General features: G+C 43.7%; 16 protein-coding genes. 7 read left to right on the top strand and 9 right to left on the bottom strand.

What is annotated here, in order from left to right; genetic code table 11:
- Positions 1 to 63 precede the first annotated feature (63 nt).
- The 5 genes from NAF19_RS04810 to NAF19_RS04790 form a co-directional block, all read right to left on the bottom strand.
- Positions 64 to 1,293, bottom strand: coding sequence for a hypothetical protein (locus NAF19_RS04810; RefSeq protein WP_252788678.1), 1,230 nt, complete (start codon positions 1,291 to 1,293; stop codon positions 64 to 66).
- Between the two features lie 89 nt (positions 1,294 to 1,382).
- Complete coding sequence (locus NAF19_RS04805; protein WP_252788677.1) at positions 1,383 to 2,219, bottom strand: glutamine amidotransferase-related protein; 837 nt, start codon at positions 2,217 to 2,219, stop codon at positions 1,383 to 1,385.
- A gap of 8 nt (positions 2,220 to 2,227) precedes the next feature.
- Positions 2,228 to 3,325 (bottom strand): carboxylate-amine ligase, encoded by a 1,098-nt coding sequence (locus tag NAF19_RS04800; protein WP_252788676.1) that lies wholly within the window; start codon positions 3,323 to 3,325, stop codon positions 2,228 to 2,230.
- A gap of 79 nt (positions 3,326 to 3,404) precedes the next feature.
- Complete coding sequence (locus NAF19_RS04795) at positions 3,405 to 4,484, bottom strand: ATP-grasp domain-containing protein (RefSeq protein WP_252788675.1); 1,080 nt, start codon at positions 4,482 to 4,484, stop codon at positions 3,405 to 3,407.
- Between the two features lie 62 nt (positions 4,485 to 4,546).
- Entirely contained in the window at positions 4,547 to 5,254 is a 708-nt protein-coding gene (locus NAF19_RS04790) for an esterase family protein (RefSeq protein WP_252788674.1), read from the bottom strand.
- Positions 5,255 to 5,576: 322 nt separating this feature from the next.
- On the opposite strand from NAF19_RS04790, the gene NAF19_RS04785 reads away from it, so the two are divergent.
- From NAF19_RS04785 to NAF19_RS04770, 4 genes are all read left to right on the top strand, one after another.
- On the top strand, positions 5,577 to 6,392 hold the full coding sequence (locus NAF19_RS04785) for an alpha/beta hydrolase (RefSeq protein WP_252788673.1): 816 nt from the start codon (positions 5,577 to 5,579) through the stop codon (positions 6,390 to 6,392).
- A gap of 37 nt (positions 6,393 to 6,429) precedes the next feature.
- A complete protein-coding gene (locus tag NAF19_RS04780; RefSeq protein WP_252788672.1) occupies positions 6,430 to 7,044 on the top strand; it encodes a M949_RS01915 family surface polysaccharide biosynthesis protein in 615 nt (204 codons plus the stop codon).
- A gap of 51 nt (positions 7,045 to 7,095) precedes the next feature.
- On the top strand, positions 7,096 to 7,656 hold the full coding sequence (locus NAF19_RS04775) for an NUDIX domain-containing protein (RefSeq protein WP_252788671.1): 561 nt from the start codon (positions 7,096 to 7,098) through the stop codon (positions 7,654 to 7,656).
- Positions 7,657 to 7,749: 93 nt separating this feature from the next.
- Positions 7,750 to 8,502, top strand: a complete 753-nt coding sequence (locus NAF19_RS04770) for a lysophospholipid acyltransferase family protein (protein ID WP_252788670.1) — start codon at positions 7,750 to 7,752, stop codon at positions 8,500 to 8,502.
- Positions 8,503 to 8,556: 54 nt separating this feature from the next.
- Here NAF19_RS04770 and NAF19_RS04765 read toward each other — a convergent pair whose 3' ends face one another.
- Positions 8,557 to 9,297 carry a LytR/AlgR family response regulator transcription factor gene (locus NAF19_RS04765; protein WP_252788669.1) on the bottom strand — a complete coding sequence of 247 codons (741 nt, stop codon included), beginning with the start codon at positions 9,295 to 9,297 and terminating at the stop codon, positions 8,557 to 8,559.
- Position 9,298: 1 nt separating this feature from the next.
- The gene (locus NAF19_RS04760; RefSeq protein ID WP_252788668.1) at positions 9,299 to 10,306 is read right to left on the bottom strand and encodes a sensor histidine kinase; all 1,008 of its coding nucleotides are present in this window, start codon (positions 10,304 to 10,306) and stop codon (positions 9,299 to 9,301) included.
- A 202-nt stretch (positions 10,307 to 10,508) separates the two neighbouring features.
- Between NAF19_RS04760 and NAF19_RS04755 the strand changes: the two genes are divergently transcribed.
- The 3 genes from NAF19_RS04755 to NAF19_RS04745 are packed head-to-tail and all read left to right on the top strand — an operon-like array spanning position 10,509 to position 12,427.
- Complete coding sequence (locus NAF19_RS04755; RefSeq protein WP_252788667.1) at positions 10,509 to 10,712, top strand: hypothetical protein; 204 nt, start codon at positions 10,509 to 10,511, stop codon at positions 10,710 to 10,712.
- Complete coding sequence (locus NAF19_RS04750) at positions 10,706 to 11,605, top strand: ABC transporter ATP-binding protein (protein ID WP_252788666.1); 900 nt, start codon at positions 10,706 to 10,708, stop codon at positions 11,603 to 11,605. The genes NAF19_RS04755 and NAF19_RS04750 overlap by 7 nt, the downstream gene beginning before the upstream one ends.
- Before the next feature lie 6 nt (positions 11,606 to 11,611).
- Positions 11,612 to 12,427 carry an ABC transporter permease gene (locus tag NAF19_RS04745; RefSeq protein ID WP_252788665.1) on the top strand — a complete coding sequence of 272 codons (816 nt, stop codon included), beginning with the start codon at positions 11,612 to 11,614 and terminating at the stop codon, positions 12,425 to 12,427.
- A gap of 599 nt (positions 12,428 to 13,026) precedes the next feature.
- On the opposite strand, the gene NAF19_RS04740 is transcribed toward NAF19_RS04745, so the two are convergent.
- The gene (locus tag NAF19_RS04740) at positions 13,027 to 14,379 is read right to left on the bottom strand and encodes a M28 family peptidase (protein ID WP_252788664.1); all 1,353 of its coding nucleotides are present in this window, start codon (positions 14,377 to 14,379) and stop codon (positions 13,027 to 13,029) included.
- Positions 14,380 to 14,507: 128 nt separating this feature from the next.
- On the bottom strand, positions 14,508 to 17,672 hold the full coding sequence (locus NAF19_RS04735) for an ATP-dependent DNA helicase (protein WP_252788663.1): 3,165 nt from the start codon (positions 17,670 to 17,672) through the stop codon (positions 14,508 to 14,510).
- Between the last annotated feature and the right edge of the window lie 75 nt (positions 17,673 to 17,747).

Here is a 17,747-nt window from a genome sequence, read left to right as displayed (position 1 = left end):
GGTTTAACGGCGAAAGAGTCAAGAGCCAAGAAGCAAGAGCAAGGACTGATTGGGGTGCGTTTTTTATCTTGAATCTTGATTCTTGGCTCTTGGTTCTTCTTTCGAAGACATGAATCCCACCGTTCCGCCCACCCAGTCAAAATCCTGGTTATAGCGCACGCCAATCATTTTCCCGCGGCTTAAACGTGCTAAATTGATGGCCAGGGTTGGTTTTTCATCACCATTTGGCCATAAATAAAGCAGGCGGATTTCGACCTTAACACCACCGTCGGGCGCTTGTACTACAGGCTCATAATTTACCTTTTCCTGCAATATCCAGTTCTCCGGGTCATTTATGTTTTTAATGTCATTTTCTGTTACGTCGATGATAACACCCTGTCCTGCGAAAGAAAACAATGGCTTAAGCACATAGTTTTCCAGGTCAGCAGGAATTTGTTTAAGCTGGTGCAGAAATTGCGTTTTCGGGATATAATCACCCTGTAAAAACGGCATGGTAAATTTGCTCACGCGATAAAACCAGTTGGGATGGGTTATCCACTCCACATCAAGCGGCTGCCTTATATCCACCACTTTATCAAATATATCCGGATCGCATTCAATTTCGTCAAATATCAGCCGGTTGTAAATACGTTTGATGCGTTGCTTTTCGCCATTTACACGGTAAAAAAGCTGGTTCCCCTCCTGTTCCAAATCAGCCAGTGCTACTACCGGTGTGCCAATGAATTTTTGGGTTAGGTAAAAATCAACCGCTGTTTTTTGCTCAGGCGCATTCACATCCATCAAAACAACTTCTTTGGGCTGGTGATCGCCAACAATGGTTTTTTTAAGCAGATCGATATAAGCTTCTTTATCCAATCCGCTAAAAAAAATGGCTTGATCTGTCGGAATATCGAAGTTATCATGGAACTTATCTGCCAGGTTTACCTGGAACCCGTATAGCGAGGGGAAGCCCTGCAATTCTATTAGTTTGGGTACGATATTGCCTGCGCTATCCTTGCAAACCCCAAAATCCAAAGCCAGGAAATGCGGATGATCGTTTTCGTTGGCTACCCGCCATTTTTCCGGGACCGCCCTTTCGGTTAGCTCTTTAAAATTGGGTTGCAGGATGGTTTTAACGATATCATTACCTGCCACGATTAATTTATCCCTGAAATCATCAGTCAAAAAAACAGGCGTTTCGGCCACGCGGAAAGCGATGGGCTCGCGCAAGCCCTCGTTTAAATCACCTATAAAGTTTTTATACTTTTCGGGGGTGAAATTTGCGTTGTATGTTTTTCTGAGGACGGGGTTCATGTTTTTTATTAGAAACTAACGTCTGCAATTTTGAAAACGCTGGGTAATAAAAGCGAACCTAAGAATCTTTTAATCCTATAAATCTTAGTTTATGCTTCCTGCAAACTCAAAATAGCCTGGTCCAAAAAGTTGGGGATCATGGTATTTTGGGTATGTGTTATTTTATCAGGGTCTTCCAGCCGTTCCAGCATTTCGTTGTATTTATCAATGCCGTGCTCGCTTACTACCTCTTTCTTTTTTTCTTCTTTCAGCAATAACGATTTTACACCTTTTGCATCAGCTTCAGGATGGAACTGGGTCGAGAAAAAGTAATCGCTGAAACGGATGGCCATCATTGCCCTTGGTAAATCAACATGCGGGCGTTCTTTTTCAATAGCCAGCAATTGCATACCAAACTCGGTAAAGCGTTTTTCATCCGGGTTTATCACTTGCCAAAGTCGCGAATCGACCGTGTAAAACGGGTCTGCCATATTTTCGAATACAGGCTCATTTCTGCCTGCGCTGGTTTGATTAACCGGCAGCACGCCAAACGACGGTGATTTCCGCATATTGATATGGCCCAATTGATATTTGCGGCACATTAACTGGAATGAATGACAAACAAAAAACCCGTATTTTTTTTGCGAGGTGTTCGACAGGTTATGATCTTCCAGCTTATCAACCAATTGGAAATATTTTTTCTCCCATTCGCTGCCTTCGCTTTCAATCGGATCGCCGGGGCCGCCGCTGGAAATATAAATATCAAATTCGGTGCCGGGTACTTCAACTTTCTTGCGTACGTCAAATACCTCGTAGCTTAAATTCAGTTCGTTCTTTACTTTGTACCTGTCTAAAATCTCGCGGAAAGCACGCATGCCCTCGTTAGCTATCCCATCGTAAAAATCAAGAATGGCAACTTTGATTTCCGGCTTATCTGTCTGTATCATCTTAAAAATTAAATTCCCTTTAACGTTTGCGACGTAATGTAATCAACAACGTCTGCAAAGTTATTATTTTGCTGGTAAACTGCTAATTGCCTGTCGGCCCCGGTTCCATGCTCCAATATTTTGTGCACATAGTTCAAATCGTCGCGGCAACCAAGGTCGTCAACAACGTCGTCAATAAAGTCGAGCAGTTCCAATATCAGCGAACGGGTGTTTACTTCCATCTCCTTACCAAAGTCTATCATTTTACCGTCGATGCCGTACCGCGCTGCCCGCCATTTATTTTCGTTGATAAGTGCGCGGTTATAGCTGATGAACGACATGTTTTGCAGGCGAAGCTTATATAATTTAGCGCACAGCGCCTGGAACAGCGCCACAAAAGTCATGGTTTCATCAATCAGCATAGGGCAATCGCAAATGCGGAACTCGATAGTTTCAAAAAACGGGTGCACGCGTATGTCCCACCATATCTTCTTGGCGTTATCGATACAGTTAGTTTTTACCAGTAGCTTGATGTAATTATCATATTCTTCAATGCTGCTGAAATAATCAGGAATGCCTGTGCGGGGGAATTTGTCGAACACCTTGGTGCGGAATGATTTATAGCCCGTATTACGTCCTTCCCAAAATGGCGAGTTGGTCGACAATGCATACACGTGCGGCAAAAAATACCTTACCTGGTTGGCAATATGAATGGCCATATCCCGCGACTGTATACCCACGTGCACATGCAGCCCGAAAATCAGGTTTGAGCGTGCGGCTTCCTGCAACTCGTCCACAATTTCAAAATAGCGCGGGTGGTCGGTTATCAGCTGGTGCTGCCAGTGCGAAAACGGGTGGGTGCCGGCTGCGCCAATACGCAGGCCGATATCGCCGGCCAGCATGGCCACGGTTCCGCGCAGTTTGCCTACTTCTTTACGAGCTTCGGTTGTATTGTGGCAAATATGGGTGCCCACCTCAACCACGGCCTGGTGCATTTCGGCCTTTACCTGGTCCTCGTGTATCTTTTGGGCGCTGTCAACAATCTTTTGTTCGTGCGATTTTAGCTCCCTGCTCACAGGGTCAACCACCATAAATTCTTCTTCAACACCTAAGGTAAATTCGTTCATCTTTATTTAGCCTTTATAATTGGTTTGTTTATTATCCATAGCGATGGGTTTAAAACCCATCGCTATGGATAGCCCATCGTTATTTTTTTACTGCCCTTTTCGGCTTTGCAACTTTCACTTCTCCTTCAGTCGCAATACCATGGTCAATACTTCCCTTGCTTACTTCTTTTTTGTCAGCCTTCTTCTCCACCTTTTTTTCTGATGATAAAAGGTGATGCCCGGCTGCGCCTGTTTTTACATACTCGCCCCAGGTAAGGTTATCGCTGTCGTCTTTCTGCTTTTTGGCGCGTTCAATGGCGTAATCAGCGGCGGTTTCAACTACCCAGTCGAAGTTGTCCTGGCCAACGCTGGTTACTTCGGCATCAGGGGCTGGGTTGCAAAAATCAATAGCATACGGCACGCCGTTGCGAATGGCAAATTCAACGGTGTTAAAATCGTAGCCTAAATATTTATTCAGTTTGATAACATAGTTTTTTACAGTTTCCAGCAGTTTCTTTTCTGCCGGTGCCTTGCCATGTTCGTAGCGTAAATGGTGCGGGTTGCGCGGCTCGTACTGCATAATACGCACATGCTTGCCGCCAATGCAATAACAGCGGAAATAATCCTCGAAAATTATCTCTTCCTGCAACATCATTACGTATTGTTTGGTTTTGTTGTAATTGTCCCAAAGTTCATCAAGATTGTTTATCTGGTAAACTTCTTTCCAGCCGCCGCCGTCAAACGGTTTCATATAGGCCGGGAAGCCAACATATTTAAAAATGCCTTCCCAGTCCAGCGGGTAAGCCAGGTTGCGAAACGATTGGTCGGTTGTATCATCCGGGTGGTCTTTTGACGGTAGTATCACCGTCTTAGGTACCGGCACGCCGATTTTAACCGCCAGCGCATTGTTAAAAAACTTTTCGTCGGCGCTCCACCAAAATGGGTTGTTTATTACCGCAGTACCGGTTATGGCTGCATTTTTTAGCATGGCCCGGTAAAAAGGCACGTCCTGCGATATCCTGTCGACAATTACTGCGTAGCCCTGCGGCTCGGCCTGCATTACCTTGTCAATGCGCACAAACTCTGCGCTTATATTTTTTTCGGCTTTTTGGTTGATACGGTCAACAAATGCTTGCGGGAATGATTTTTCCTGTCCGAATAATATGCCTATTTTTTTCATGGTAGTGGTGTTTGATTATTCTTTATTCTTGACTCTTGTATCTTTATTCTTGACTCTTGTATCTATTTTATCGTCGACAAATAATGCGGAAACATTTCCTTCCAAATTGGCCAGTCGTGGCTTGCAAAGGGCCGAACATCCAACCAATGGTTAATGTGCTTTTGGCTTAAAATGTTTGACAGTCGATTATTATCTTCCCGGCAAATGTCATGTTCTGCTGTGCCGAGGATGATGTTCATGTGCCATAAATCGGGCAGGTTGCTGCCGGGTAAAAAATCAACCGGGTTGTTGTAAAATACATCGTCGCTGTAAAAACCGTCCATAAATTGCTTAATATCAAATGCCCCGCTCATGCTGAACAGGTTGCCCACTTTGTCGGGATGTTTGAGTGCGAAATTAACCGCGTGATAGCCACCAAAACTGCAGCCCGCTGTGGCCACTTTACCTACGCCGGTTTCATGCATGGCCCAGGGTGCCAGTTCTTCGTTCAGCATTTTATCGTACCAGTTATAGCGGTTGGCCCGCTCGAGCGGATGAACGCCTTTGTTGTACCAGGTAAGCCAATCGAAACTATCGGGGCAATAAATTTTTACCAGCCCCTCGTCAATAAACCAGCGCACGCTTTCAATAAGCCCTTCATCTTTATTTTGATGATACTTGCCTTGCGATGTAGGGAACAGGATGATAGGGTAGCCGCGGTCGCCAAAAACCAGCATCTCTACATCAAGCCCAAGGTTCTGGGAATACCAGCGGTGATATTTTTCTACCAAATCGTTTTAATTTATTTATGAATGTAAGATAGGGAATAATTTGATTTACAAATAAATTGATTTGAAAATAAGAAGATTTGAAAATCAATTGCAGTTTTAACCACGGAGACACGGGGGAGAACGCGGAGGTCACAGAGATTAAAAAAAACGAAATGACTGGCTCAGTGCTCTCTGTGTATTCTCTGACTCTCTGTGGTTAAATTTCAGCTATCCAAACCAACAGTTACTGCCGGATTATCAACTCAATATCATCAAATTTTCAAATCAGCTAATCTTCAAATTGAAATCCGTAAATTTGCGCCTTTAATTAATACTAATAGAGATGTACGCGAGCTGGCTTGAGATGGAGATAGCTATCACTGAAAATAATATCACCCTAAAATCGGACGTGCTGAAACGCGATGTAACCTGCACGTTGTTGATGCCCGAAGATAACGAAATAACAGAACCCCTTAATTTATTGCTGCTTAACGACGGCCAGGAAATTGAAAGCCTGCAGTTAAAGGATACGCTGGAAGATTTAATGAATGCCAACAGGATAAAACCGCTGTTGGTGGTGGCTATACATGCAGGCCCCGAACGCCTGCAGGAATATGGCACAGCCGGCAAGCCCGATTTTAAAAAACGCGGCGCAAAGGCAGCCCAATACACCGAATTTATTAAAACTGAACTATTACCGGGAATTACCAAACTTACCGGCATAGAGACATTTAATTCAACGGCTTTTGCCGGTTTTTCATTAGGCGGATTGTCTGCGCTTGACATTGCCTGGAGTAATCCACAATTGTTCGACAAAACAGGTGTATTCTCCGGCTCGTTTTGGTGGAGAAGCAAGGATTTGACAAAAGGTTACACCGAAAGCGACCGTATCATGCACAGCATCGTGCGGAATACCGCAGTAAAGCCCGGCATTAAAATCTGGTTGCAAACCGGCACCAAAGACGAAACCAGCGACCGCAACAAAAACGGGATAATTGACTCGATTGACGATACCGTCGACCTGATAAAAGAGCTGGAAGATAAAGGTTTTACCCGTCCGGCGGATGTTCAATACGTTGAAATGGTAGGCGGCAGCCACAATACCGAAACCTGGGCCAAAGCTATGCCTAAGTTTTTGGTGTGGGCGTTTGGCAGGTAAGGGCTATTTTGTAGCTTTATACCGAATCCCCTTAGTAATGAATAAACTCTTCTTTGTGCTGATAGCCACAATAACGCTTGCGGTGCAGCAAAGCGGTGCCCAAATGTATGTGAAAACCATACAGGCTAATGATACAGTTCGGGCTAAAGCTCCCATCCCGGTTAAATTTGAAGGGAAAGTTCAGGAATGCTACGAATATAAAGATGCTGCGGGACAGCACCTGCTGCTGGCTACCGCCACCGAAGAAGGTAAAAACTTTTTCTGCACAGCCTATACCAAAATAAACGGTGCCTATGCGCAGGATTGGCAGATAAAGGACTTTGCAGAATCTGAAATTGGCATGGCCGACGATTACACCAAGTTTGTAGATATAGACAAAGATGGCGTTTATGAAACCATAATCGTTTATAGTTACTGGATAGAGAAGCCGAAGGAAAAGTTCGTAGGTACGAACTGGAAGCTGATGCTGCACTACAAAAACAAAAAATACGCTATCAGGGCTTACGAACCTGACAGCGACAGCGATGAGCCGGAACTGACGATCGATAAATCTTTCGACGAGTTGCCCAAAGCTGTAAAAGCCTACGTAACCCGGTATTGGGACAAATTAGCCAAAGACCAGAGCTTTCACATGATGCTTAATGCAAAATAACTAAGGTGCTATCGCCTTTTAGCTTAATTTTACTGGTTCAATCTAAATAATATGCAGCACCCCGAAGATAATCCCTGGCAAATAACCGCCGAAAAAGTTGAGTACGATAATCCATGGATAAACGTAACTGAATACCAGGTTATCAATCCATCAGGCAATCCAGGTATATATGGCAAAGTGCATTTTAAAAACCGGGCAATAGGGGTTTTGCCGCTTGATGATGAAATGAATACTTACCTGGTTGGCCAGTTCCGCTTTGCATTGGGGCAATACAGCTGGGAAATGCCCGAGGGCGGCGGCCCTGTTGGCACCGACCCATTGGATTCGGCTAAACGCGAATTGCTGGAAGAAACCGGTCTTAAAGCCGACAACTGGACGGAACTGCAGCGCCTGCATTTATCTAACTCGGTTAGCGACGAACTGAGCATCCTTTACCTTGCCCGGGGTTTAAAACAGTTTGAGGCCGAACCGGAAGATACCGAGCAATTGGTAATAAAAAAACTACCCTTTACCGAATTGTACAGCATGGTATGCAACGGCGATATAACCGATGCCATGACGGTGGCTGCGGTGTTACGGGTGCAGTTGTTGATATTGGAAGGCCGGTTGTAAATGTTGTAGTGGTTGTAAGCGTTGCAGAAGTTAAAAAACTCAATCAACCTAATCCAACTTAATCAACCAAAATTCCTAATTTTGCGCTACTTTATGAGAAGACTTTTCGGCATCATTTTAACGCCAATCCATTACATTCTTTTTGGACTGGCGCTGCTTATTTTTCATCCCATACAATGGGTATGCTTTAATTGGTTTGGCTACCAGGCGCACAAACGTTCGGTTGATGTGCTGAACTTTTTCCTGGTGAGCACCTATTATGCTTTGGGTAACACCGTTTCGTTCGTAAACAAACAAAACCTTCCTGAAGGACGCCCAATGATATTTGTGGCAAATCACCAGAGCCTGTACGATATACCGGTAATGATATACTTCCTTCGTAAATACCATGCAAAATTTATCTCGAAAATTGAACTGGCCAAAGGCATCCCATCCATATCATATAACTTACGCCACGGCGGTGCCGCCAACATCGACCGTAACGACTCGCGCCAATCCTTAACCGAAATCGGCAGGCTGGGCCTCGACATGAAAGAAAAACACTGGTCGGCAATGATATTCCCCGAAGGCACCCGCGCTGCGGATGGGATCATAAAAAGATTCCGGGCTGCTGGTGTTGCCACGTTGCTAAAAAAATGTCCGGAAGCGCTGATAGTGCCGGTTGCTATTGACAATTCATGGAAAATGGTGCGGTATGGCAAGTTTCCGTTAAATACCTTCCTAAGCATGTCGTGGACGGTACTGCCGCCTATTGAAATGGAGGGCAGGAAACCGGATGATGTTGTGTTGCAGGCGGAGGATGAAATCAGGAAACAGCTTGGGCAGCCTAGCCCCCTAGCCCCCTAATGGGGGAACAGCTTCGAAACCAGCTTTTTGCTCCCCCTTTAGGGGGCTGGGGGGCTAGATATTCTTCCCGTCAATAATCTTAAAAAATTCTTCTCTATAAGTATCGCCAACGGGAATCACTTTATCCCCAATAAAAATGCGGCTTCGTTCTATACTGTCAATTTTATTGATGGATACAATGTATGATTTGTGCACCCGGATAAAATTCCTCTCGGGCAGGGCGTCTTCCATCTTCTTCATATTTTGCAGGGTGATGATGCGTTCGCCGGGGGTGAATATCGAAATATAGTCCTTTAACCCTTCTATGAAAAGAATATCGTTTAAATACACTTTCTGGATTTTATGCTCGGTTTTTACAAAGATAAAATCGCTTAAAAAATCATTTTGCTGCTGCTGTGGATGGTGTTGAGCCGGCTCGGGTTGAATAGGAGCAGCGGCGGGTTGCAACACCCCCTGTGCCTTCTGTACCGATTTAAAAAACCTGTCGAATGCAATGGGCTTTAACAAGTAGTCGATAACATCAAGTTCATAGCCTTCCAAGGCGTATTGCGGGTAGGCGGTGGTTAAAATAACCTTGGCCTTGCCGTTGGCAATGCGCAAAAACTGTATGCCGGTAAGTTCGGGCATTTGCACGTCCAAAAAAACCAGGTCCACCAGTTTTTCCTGCACCAGGGTTAGCGCTTCAATTGGGTTGGTAGTGGCCTTAACTAATTGCAAAAACGGAATTTTTGAAATATAGTCTTCCAGTATATGCAATGCCAAAGGCTCGTCATCAACAATAAGGCATCTAATCATTTTATAAAACTAATGATAATTCAACTGTGTAAGTGTCCGCTTCGTCGCGTATATCCAAATTATATTTATTTGGATATAGCAAATTTAGCCTACGTTTAACATTATTCAAACCAATTCCGCCCGAGGCATCACGATTGTTGGTATGTTTTTTATTCTGCATATAAAAATGCAGGTGCTCCTCGTCAACATCAATCAACAACCTGATAGGGGTAAGCGGGTTGTTGGCAACACCATGTTTAAAGGCATTTTCAATAAATGCAATAAGCAGCAGTGGCACTATCTGCTGGTTTAAAATTTTGCCTTCAACCTTATAGTCAATATACGCCTTATCGCTAAACCTTATTTTTTGCAGGTCGATATAATTTTGAAGGTATTGCAGCTCTTTAGACAGGTCGACCTTGTTATCGTTACAGTCGTAAAGCATATAACGCATAATTTCCGAGAGTTTTAAAATTGCATCGGGCGTGGTGGCCGACCGCTGGTAAGCCAGCGAATAAATGCTGTTGAGCGAGTTGAAAAGGAAATGCGGGTTTATCTGCGACTTTAAAAAAGCCAATTCGGCGCTTAAACGCTGGTTTTCAAGATCACGCTGTACGCGCTCATTTAAAAACCAGTCGACCGTAAATTTTAGTGCAGCGCTTAGTAGCAAAAATATGATGTTGGTAACGGTGGTGCTTAAAAAAAACTCGCCAAACCCCATCTCAACCTTGCCATGCATTAATACATAAGGTTTTAAAAACAATCCAAGGCCATATTTACCAGCGCCAAATATAACTATTGCCACAACTATGGCGATGGCATATTTGCCGTACTGTTTTTTATCAAGAAACTTTGGTATCAGGTACAGATAGTTAACATAAAACAGGCTGATATCTATAACGCTATACAGTAAAAGCACCAGCATATAGGTGGTACTTAATTTAGCGTTGGCGTGAATAATATACCCAAAAAAGCCGACTATGAGAACCCAAATAAATACATGCCAAAATATTTGCCAGCTTTTTTTCATCACTTCTAAGATACTATTTACACAGGGTTAAAGCATTTATATTATATATAGCACAAAGTTTTGTCGATAAACTGGCTTTAAAACCCGACGAACGGGTTGCTTTGGGTATTAGCTTGTTTATCTATGAATCCTGTGTGTTGGTCTAAATGATTTTAGCGGGTTGTTTTTTTGATATTCCTTTGTATCATCAAAAGCAATCACGATGAAAACGCTTATCAAAAACTCGAATCCTTTTATACTTTTACTGGTACCGGTATTTTTTGCCCTTATAATGGGTGTAAGTTACCAGTTTCAACAAAAAAGGCAAACTATTGTTGGTACCTCAGTACACGCGACCTCGCTTTTTTATAAAAGCGTTAGTTTGGTAAAAACTGTATGCGCCATAGCTAAAGAAAAAGTATGGTAATTAGTACCCAAAACCTAACCTTTACATTTGGCAGCCAAACGGTTGTTAAGTCACTATCATTGCAAGTTCCGGAGGGAAGTATTTACGGCTTCCTGGGCCCAAACGGCGCCGGTAAAACCACCACTATAAAATTGCTGCTTAACCTGCTAAAAACGCAGGAAGGCAGCATTCTTATTTTTGAAAAAGAGCTGCAAAGCAATCGCATCGAAATACTGTCGCAAATAGGTTCGCTTATTGAGCAGCCAGCCATTTACCTACATATGAGCGGTAAAGAAAACCTGCTGAACCGCGCCTTGCTATTAGGCGTCGGCGAAAAGCGGGTTGATGAAATGCTCGATTTAGTGCATTTAACAACGGCAGCCCATAAAAAGGCAGGCCAATATTCATTGGGGATGAAACAACGCTTAGGCATTGCGTTAGCGTTGTTAAGCGACCCCAAACTCCTTATATTGGATGAGCCGACCAACGGCCTCGATCCAAATGGCATTATTGAAATACGCGAACTGCTGGTGAAACTAACCACCGTACATAAAAAAACTGTTTTTATTTCGAGCCATTTACTGGCCGAAATTCAAAAGATGGCTACTCATGTGGGTATTATCAACTTTGGCGAACTGATGTTCCAGGGCAGTATACAGGAACTGGAGGCATCAAATAAGCCATCGGTACAAATTGAAACCGACCGAAGTGTTGATGCAGCAAATTTCTTGAAGAAGAATAATATTGACGTTGCTGAAGTTAACGACCATTGCGTATTTGTGCCCTTCACTTCGAAAGAAACTATGGGCGAGATAAACGCCCTGCTTAACCAAAACGGTTACACTGTTTACAGCATTAACAAGCAACAGCAGGACCTGGAAAAATTATTTTTAGCCATAACCCAACACGCCTAAGCCATTATGAAAGGATTTATATTATCGTTCCGGTCCGAATTTTACAAAACCCGCAAAACAATGGGTTTTTGGAGTGCGGTTTTGTTGCCGTTCCTGCTTTGCCTGTTTGTATTCATTGGCTTTTTTGCAAAGAGTGATGATTTGATGAAGAATTCCGGTATGGAACTCTGGCTTAAATTTGCCGCACCAATATTAGGTGTAATGGGGCTGTTACTGATGCCCATGCTCATCATTTTCATTGCCTATTCGGTAAATAGCCTCGAACATAAAGCTGATACATGGAAAACTATTTTTAGTCTGCCTATACCCAAATTATCAGTTTACGCCGCTAAATACTTTTATGCCTTTTTTCTCCTGTTTCTTTGCCTGGCGCTGTTTGTTTTATTTACACTCGGCTTTGGTAATTTCTTAGGAATATTGAAACCATCGTTAAAATTTAGTGAATATAGCATTGCAAGTATTTTAACCCAGATATACTTTAAGTTTTTCCTTGCTTCTTTGGGAATTCTATCTATCCAGTTTTTATTAAGTCTTTTATTCAGCGATTTTTTAAAACCGATGGGAATTGGATTCATCTGCACTATCACGGGAGGTATCCTGGCCGGAAATGGCTGGGCTTATGCTTATCTTTTCCCTTATTCTCATCCAATGATGGCTATGAGGGCGTTCGGGCAAAATACTAAAGGGGGAGACAATCACCCATCTGCTATGCCGCATTTTACTGTTGAGATGCTTACCAAAGATACCTGGGTTAGCCTTGCTGTTGCTGTAGCGGTTTTTGTAGCGGGATATTTTATCGTGCTTAAAAAGAGTGTGAAGTAGGGGACTTGTTAATTAGATTCGTTTTTTACGTAGCAGGAAATATATTCCGGACAAGATAACAATATAAATTATTGCTTGGGTTAAATACTGAATTGCTGTATCATTAAGGTAGATGTGCCAGCCAACTGAAGTTAATTTTACAAACAATGCTAGCGCAGCCCAAACAATTACAATTATTATGGAACTTGTAATTGTGTTACGAAGTTTCTTAAACCATAACATTTGAGGCAACAAATACCCAGGAGCCGTGAAGAGCCAAAAAGCCCACCAATATGGGCCGAAAAATCGATTCAAACCTGCGTACCTATCATATTCCGTTCCCGACGAAAAATCAACTACAATAGTTGCAACCATGTATAAAATGAAAAACGTCGAGCCGATTAATAATGTGCAATTGATAGCGTTGATTAACAGTAATTTATTACCTGCTGAATTGTAAAATTTGAAAAAAAGCCAAATGCACGGAACTAACATCAAAGTTCCGTTAAATATTGAAGCAATAATTAGGTCTAAAAAATAAAGCATATTCTTAATCCGTTAGAATGTAGAACTTTGTAAACCTGCCCGTAGCTGTCTAACTTTCCAACCTTAGAACAAAACTACCTTACCGGCTTAGGATACACCGGCAAACTTTCATGCCCTTTATCATCCACCGATTGCACAGCAAAAAAGTAATTATCCTTTGAGTAAGCAAGCGATATTCCCGTTCCTTCTACATAAAATTTCTTTTCCCAGTATGGGCTAACGCTTTCGCGCATCAGCACATAATAGCCGGCTGGTTTTTTACCTGCCTTCGGGGCTTCCCATTTTAATACGGTTCGGTTGGTTAAATCGCTGGTGACTACGCCTACGTTTTCAGGTTCAGCGGGCGCCATGGCCAGGTTGGCGAGCACGGAAAGGTTCATGCGGGCCACCTTTTGTACATAGTTAAAATCAACAAAATCGGGCAGGTCGCCATAGTCGACGCCTTTTTCGGTGCGGATATCCTGGTGCTGGCGGTTAAAATCCTCATTCATTTCGGTAAATCGAACGGCGGTAAAGCCCTGTTGTAAAAACGGCACATGGTCGCCGCCGCGCAGGAAACGGTCGCGGCGGTAGATTAGTTTTACATCCAAATGGTCAACATATCGTTCGCCCGTTTCTTTTACATACCGCGCCAACTCGCGCGATGGGCTGTCATTTTCACCACCAAGTGATATTAAACTCCGTATCTCGCGTTCGTTTCCCGCTGCTGTTGAAGGCACACCTTCGCTGAATACACGTACGCTGCGGTTATCTTTCAAATCGGTTTCCATGCCGTGGGTGTTGCCCACAATGTCGTTGTTCAGCATGGCATCCACATTCCATTTTTCGGCCTTGGCGCGCTTGGCAACGTTTGTTGAACCATAAAGCCCTTGTTCTTCACCCACCACGCACATAAATATAATGGTAGACGGGAACGACCACTTCGACATTACCCGCGCCAATTCCATCGACACTGCCGAACCTGATGCATCGTCGTTGGCACCCGGCTCAACCGAGTTGGCGTTCATCACATCATTTACCCGCGAATCGTAATGTCCGGAAACAATGTAAACGCGCGTATCGTTCGGGTCGGTGCCTTTTAGAGTTGCCAGGATGTTTTTTAGGTGAACGGGTTTATCAATCCTGTCGCCTTTGGGTTGGGTGAAAGTGTCAAATTGCACGGTCATCCGTCCCTGCGTTTCTGCGGCGTATTTTTCCATTTCTGCCTTTATCCAGTTACGGGCCGCACCGCTGCCTTCGGTTTTACTGGTGGTATCGCTTAGTGTATGGCGGCTTTTAAAGCTCACCAGCTTGCGAATATTGGCCTCGATGTTTTTTGACGAAACCTCGTCAACCATCTGTTTAATAATGCCGTCCTGTTTAACAATTGTTTGTGCCGATGCCTGTAAAATGCAAAAGGCGGGGATGATAAGTAATAGTTTTTTCATGCTGATTTTGCCCTAAATATCTATTCTCTGCGTCCTCTGTGCCTCCTCCGTATCTCCGTGGTAAAAATTAACCACAGAGGTCGCAAAGGAGGCACGGAGAAACAGAGCCTTAATGGTTCGTTAATAATTTATTCTGTACTTTCCTCCTGCATTACCCCGCCAACCTGTTTAAAATTGCTTTTTACAAAATGGCACCAATCGCATTCTTTTTTGCCACATCCGGTGTTAAAGTCGTGCGCCATTATCTTTCCGTAAACTTCTTTAATCTGTTCTGTTACTGTTTCTGTATCTTCCGGCGTTATCACAACCTTTTCTTTATGATATTCGCCTTCGTTAACCGGTTCAACAAACTCAAATATAGTGCTTACAACTTCCCAATCAAGTGTACGGTCGTTATCAATTAATATTTTGTAAAACACGGCCTGGCGCCAGTAATCGCCGCCGTAGGGCACATCGTTGTTGGGTTTTATAAATTTGTCTTTTGCATATTTCAGCTTGCCTGTTTTGTAATCAACAACGGTTACTTCCTTGCCGTTAAATTCAACTTTATCCAGGTTCCCTTTTATCGGTACACCTGCCACTTCCACATTTTTTATGCTGCGTTCGGTGACTGCGTTTTTGTTCCAAACTTCTATGTTTTGGTTGTAGTAAGACGGCAATATCTTCTCGCCATAATCAAGCCGAAGTTTAAAGTCCTCTTTAGTAAACGAATCGCGGTTGCGGTACATATACCAGCGGAATTCCTTCATAAAATCATCCGTCAACGGGAATTCATTGCCATCAGCCTTCAGGTTTCTGAACACTTTTTTCAATGCCCAGTGCACCGCCTGCCCAAACGTAGCCGCCGGACTTTTGCCAGATGGCACTTTTATTAGACACTGAAAATAAAACCGCAGCGGGCAATCCAGGTAATTGCTCAAATGGGTTACCGATAGGGTATAATCCTGCAGTAATTGGTTGATATAGTTGGTATCAAGCAATTCAACCCTCGGCTTGTCGGCCTCGTTAAATTGGAGCGCGATAAAATCTATCATGGCATCGGCGCTGATTTTGGGGTGATGAACCGGCAAATCCGTATCCGCCAAAATTTCGCCCACAAATTGCGATGCCTCCTGGTCCTTGCCGTTTTTATCCTGGCTGGCATACGATATCAGCAAATGCTGTTTAGCGCGCGTAAGTGCTACGTAAAACAACCTGCGTGCTTCTTCTTTTTGGGCGATGTCATCATCGCTTGCTTGTGTCAAAGTATCAGGAAAACTAAAGCCATGGTTGCGTCCTTTGCTGTCCCATATTTTTTTAGTACAGCCAATTAAAAACACATGCTCAAACTCAAGGCCCTTTGAGCCGTGGGCGGTAAGGAAGTTTACCCCGTTTTCTGAAAATATTACCTGGTTAAGCGCAAGCCTGATCTTATTTTGCTTCATCAGGGTAATAACGTTGATGATATCTGCCAGCTTTATCTCCGGGTTTTTGCGGCTCTCATCTTTTATAAAATCAAAAAAGTTGGTGAGCACCTGCATGTACCAGCCCTTATCAGGCTGTTGCATAATATATTTCAGGATGCCCATTTTGGCTATTAGCTGCTGAAAAAGCTGCTGTAGTGTGTTGCTGGCCGAATAATTCAAAAGGTAATCGATATCGCTCACCAAAAATTTCATCCCATAGTTTGGCGCTTTGTCAAACAGCCCGGTTTGTGCCGGCAGTTTCATCTCGTTGATGTAGCGGCGCAGCGATGTTATTGGTTCATTGTTCCTGGCCGTAGCGTAATTCTCTTTAGCGACAGCTACGCTGGCTTTGGCAATCTCGATGGGGGCGATGTCGAAAAAGTCATAATGCATTATCTCGAACAATAATTCATCACCGCTATAAGGAGAATCCATCTCCATCCCCAGGTAGCGCATAATATTGATGATCTTCTCGCCGAAAGGTAGGGTGAAAATATCAACCTTGCGTTTGGTGTTTACCGCGATTTTCTGCGTGTCGAGGTATTGAATCAGCTCTTCTACCTGGCTGTGGTTACGGTATATTACAGCTATTTCGCCGGGCTCGGTGCCGTTGGTTAATAGCTCCTTTATTTTGTTTGCAACGTCCACCAGTTCTTTGCCAGGCGTTTCGTATTCGTTTATAACAGGGGCTACAATCAGCTCATCAAAGCGGGGGTGGGCGGCCTTGAGGTTTTTATCTAATGCAAGTTGGGCGGTCAGCCGCTCGCGGTTGTTATTTATCAGCGCTTTCGAAACATCAAGAATATGCTGGTTTGAGCGGTAATTGTGTTTTAAAACAACGGTTTGCAGGGTGCTTACATAATCGTTTGCAAAATCGAGAATGTTTTTCATGTTGGCACCCTGGAACTTGAAGATCGACTGGTCATCATCACCCACCACAAACACGTTTGGTGTTTCCCAGTAATTCAGCATAAATTTCAGCAACTCATTTTGTGAGCCGCTGGTGTCCTGGAACTCATCAACCAGAATATACTGGTAACGCTCCTGGTAGCGGCGCAGCAGTTCACCGTTTTCGCGGAAGGCCTTCAACACCCACAAAATCATATCGTCATAATCATAACGACTTTTGGCTTTCATTTTTTTATCGAAGTTTTTGTACTCACTGACGGCCGCAAGCAGCTTTTTCATCAGGTCGTGTGCCTTATCTATGTCTTTCTGCTTTGGGTCGCCGGCTTTTATGCCTGCTTTAATATTTGCCTTTTTGTAGATAAATTCCTCGCGGTTGGGCAGATCTTCCAGGTACTCTTTTACCGCCTTTTCGATATGCGCTTCGTCCCAGGCTTCCGTTTTCATGGTGGAGAACAGGCTTTTTAAGCGGGGGGCATCGTAATACTTTTCGCCGGTAAAACGCTTCAGCAGGTGGTCGTTCGGGAACTCATCAATCAGTTCGTTAAAAAGCATTACTCCATCCAAATCCGACAAGGATTCCATGCTCAACTTTCCAAAGTAATCCAGGTTTTCCTGTATTATCTCGTTGCAAAAGGCGTGGAATGTGTAAATGTTAACCCTGTAAGCTTCGGGTCCTATAAAGTCAAAAAGGCGCTTGCGCATGGCAACTGCGCCGGCGTCTGTATAGGTAAGGCACAAAATTTCGTGGGCATTGGCATCCGTTTCGGTCAATATCTTGCCGATGCGGGCAGCCAGTATTTGCGTTTTGCCCGTACCCGGCCCGGCAATAACCAAAACAGGGCCTTCCATTTTATTAACGGCGGCCAATTGTTCAGGGTTAAGCTGAGCTATTGCCTGCTGAAATTTTTCGTTGTATTTGTTGGGGGTAGATGGAACCATTATAAGGTAAAGGTAGCAAAAGGTTAGTGGAGATAGAAAGGGAGTAAGGGGAATGTTACGTGTCAATGATTAAAT

It is taken from the genome of Mucilaginibacter flavidus (genome assembly GCF_024055575.1).
Lineage (GTDB): Bacteria > Bacteroidota > Bacteroidia > Sphingobacteriales > Sphingobacteriaceae > Mucilaginibacter > Mucilaginibacter flavidus.
Note: the sequence above shows the minus strand (reverse complement) of the source record. Positions and strands in the feature narration are given on the sequence as shown.

What these genes read in the sequence shown, in the direction of transcription:
- NAF19_RS04810 (WP_252788678.1), bottom strand. Translation starts at nt 1,293, where the DNA reads ATGAACCCCGTCCTCAGAAAAACATACAACGCAAATTTCACCCCCGAA.
- NAF19_RS04805 (WP_252788677.1), bottom strand. Translation starts at nt 2,219, where the DNA reads ATGATACAGACAGATAAGCCGGAAATCAAAGTTGCCATTCTTGATTTT.
- NAF19_RS04800 (WP_252788676.1), bottom strand. Translation starts at nt 3,325, where the DNA reads ATGAACGAATTTACCTTAGGTGTTGAAGAAGAATTTATGGTGGTTGAC.
- NAF19_RS04795 (WP_252788675.1), bottom strand. Translation starts at nt 4,484, where the DNA reads ATGAAAAAAATAGGCATATTATTCGGACAGGAAAAATCATTCCCGCAA.
- NAF19_RS04785 (WP_252788673.1), top strand. Translation starts at nt 5,577, where the DNA reads ATGTACGCGAGCTGGCTTGAGATGGAGATAGCTATCACTGAAAATAAT.
- NAF19_RS04780 (WP_252788672.1), top strand. Translation starts at nt 6,430, where the DNA reads ATGAATAAACTCTTCTTTGTGCTGATAGCCACAATAACGCTTGCGGTG.
- NAF19_RS04775 (WP_252788671.1), top strand. Translation starts at nt 7,096, where the DNA reads ATGCAGCACCCCGAAGATAATCCCTGGCAAATAACCGCCGAAAAAGTT.
- NAF19_RS04770 (WP_252788670.1), top strand. Translation starts at nt 7,750, where the DNA reads ATGAGAAGACTTTTCGGCATCATTTTAACGCCAATCCATTACATTCTT.
- NAF19_RS04765 (WP_252788669.1), bottom strand. Translation starts at nt 9,297, where the DNA reads ATGATTAGATGCCTTATTGTTGATGACGAGCCTTTGGCATTGCATATA.
- NAF19_RS04760 (WP_252788668.1), bottom strand. Translation starts at nt 10,306, where the DNA reads ATGAAAAAAAGCTGGCAAATATTTTGGCATGTATTTATTTGGGTTCTC.
- NAF19_RS04755 (WP_252788667.1), top strand. Translation starts at nt 10,509, where the DNA reads ATGAAAACGCTTATCAAAAACTCGAATCCTTTTATACTTTTACTGGTA.
- NAF19_RS04750 (WP_252788666.1), top strand. Translation starts at nt 10,706, where the DNA reads ATGGTAATTAGTACCCAAAACCTAACCTTTACATTTGGCAGCCAAACG.
- NAF19_RS04745 (WP_252788665.1), top strand. Translation starts at nt 11,612, where the DNA reads ATGAAAGGATTTATATTATCGTTCCGGTCCGAATTTTACAAAACCCGC.
- NAF19_RS04740 (WP_252788664.1), bottom strand. Translation starts at nt 14,379, where the DNA reads ATGAAAAAACTATTACTTATCATCCCCGCCTTTTGCATTTTACAGGCA.
- NAF19_RS04735 (WP_252788663.1), bottom strand. Translation starts at nt 17,672, where the DNA reads ATGGTTCCATCTACCCCCAACAAATACAACGAAAAATTTCAGCAGGCA.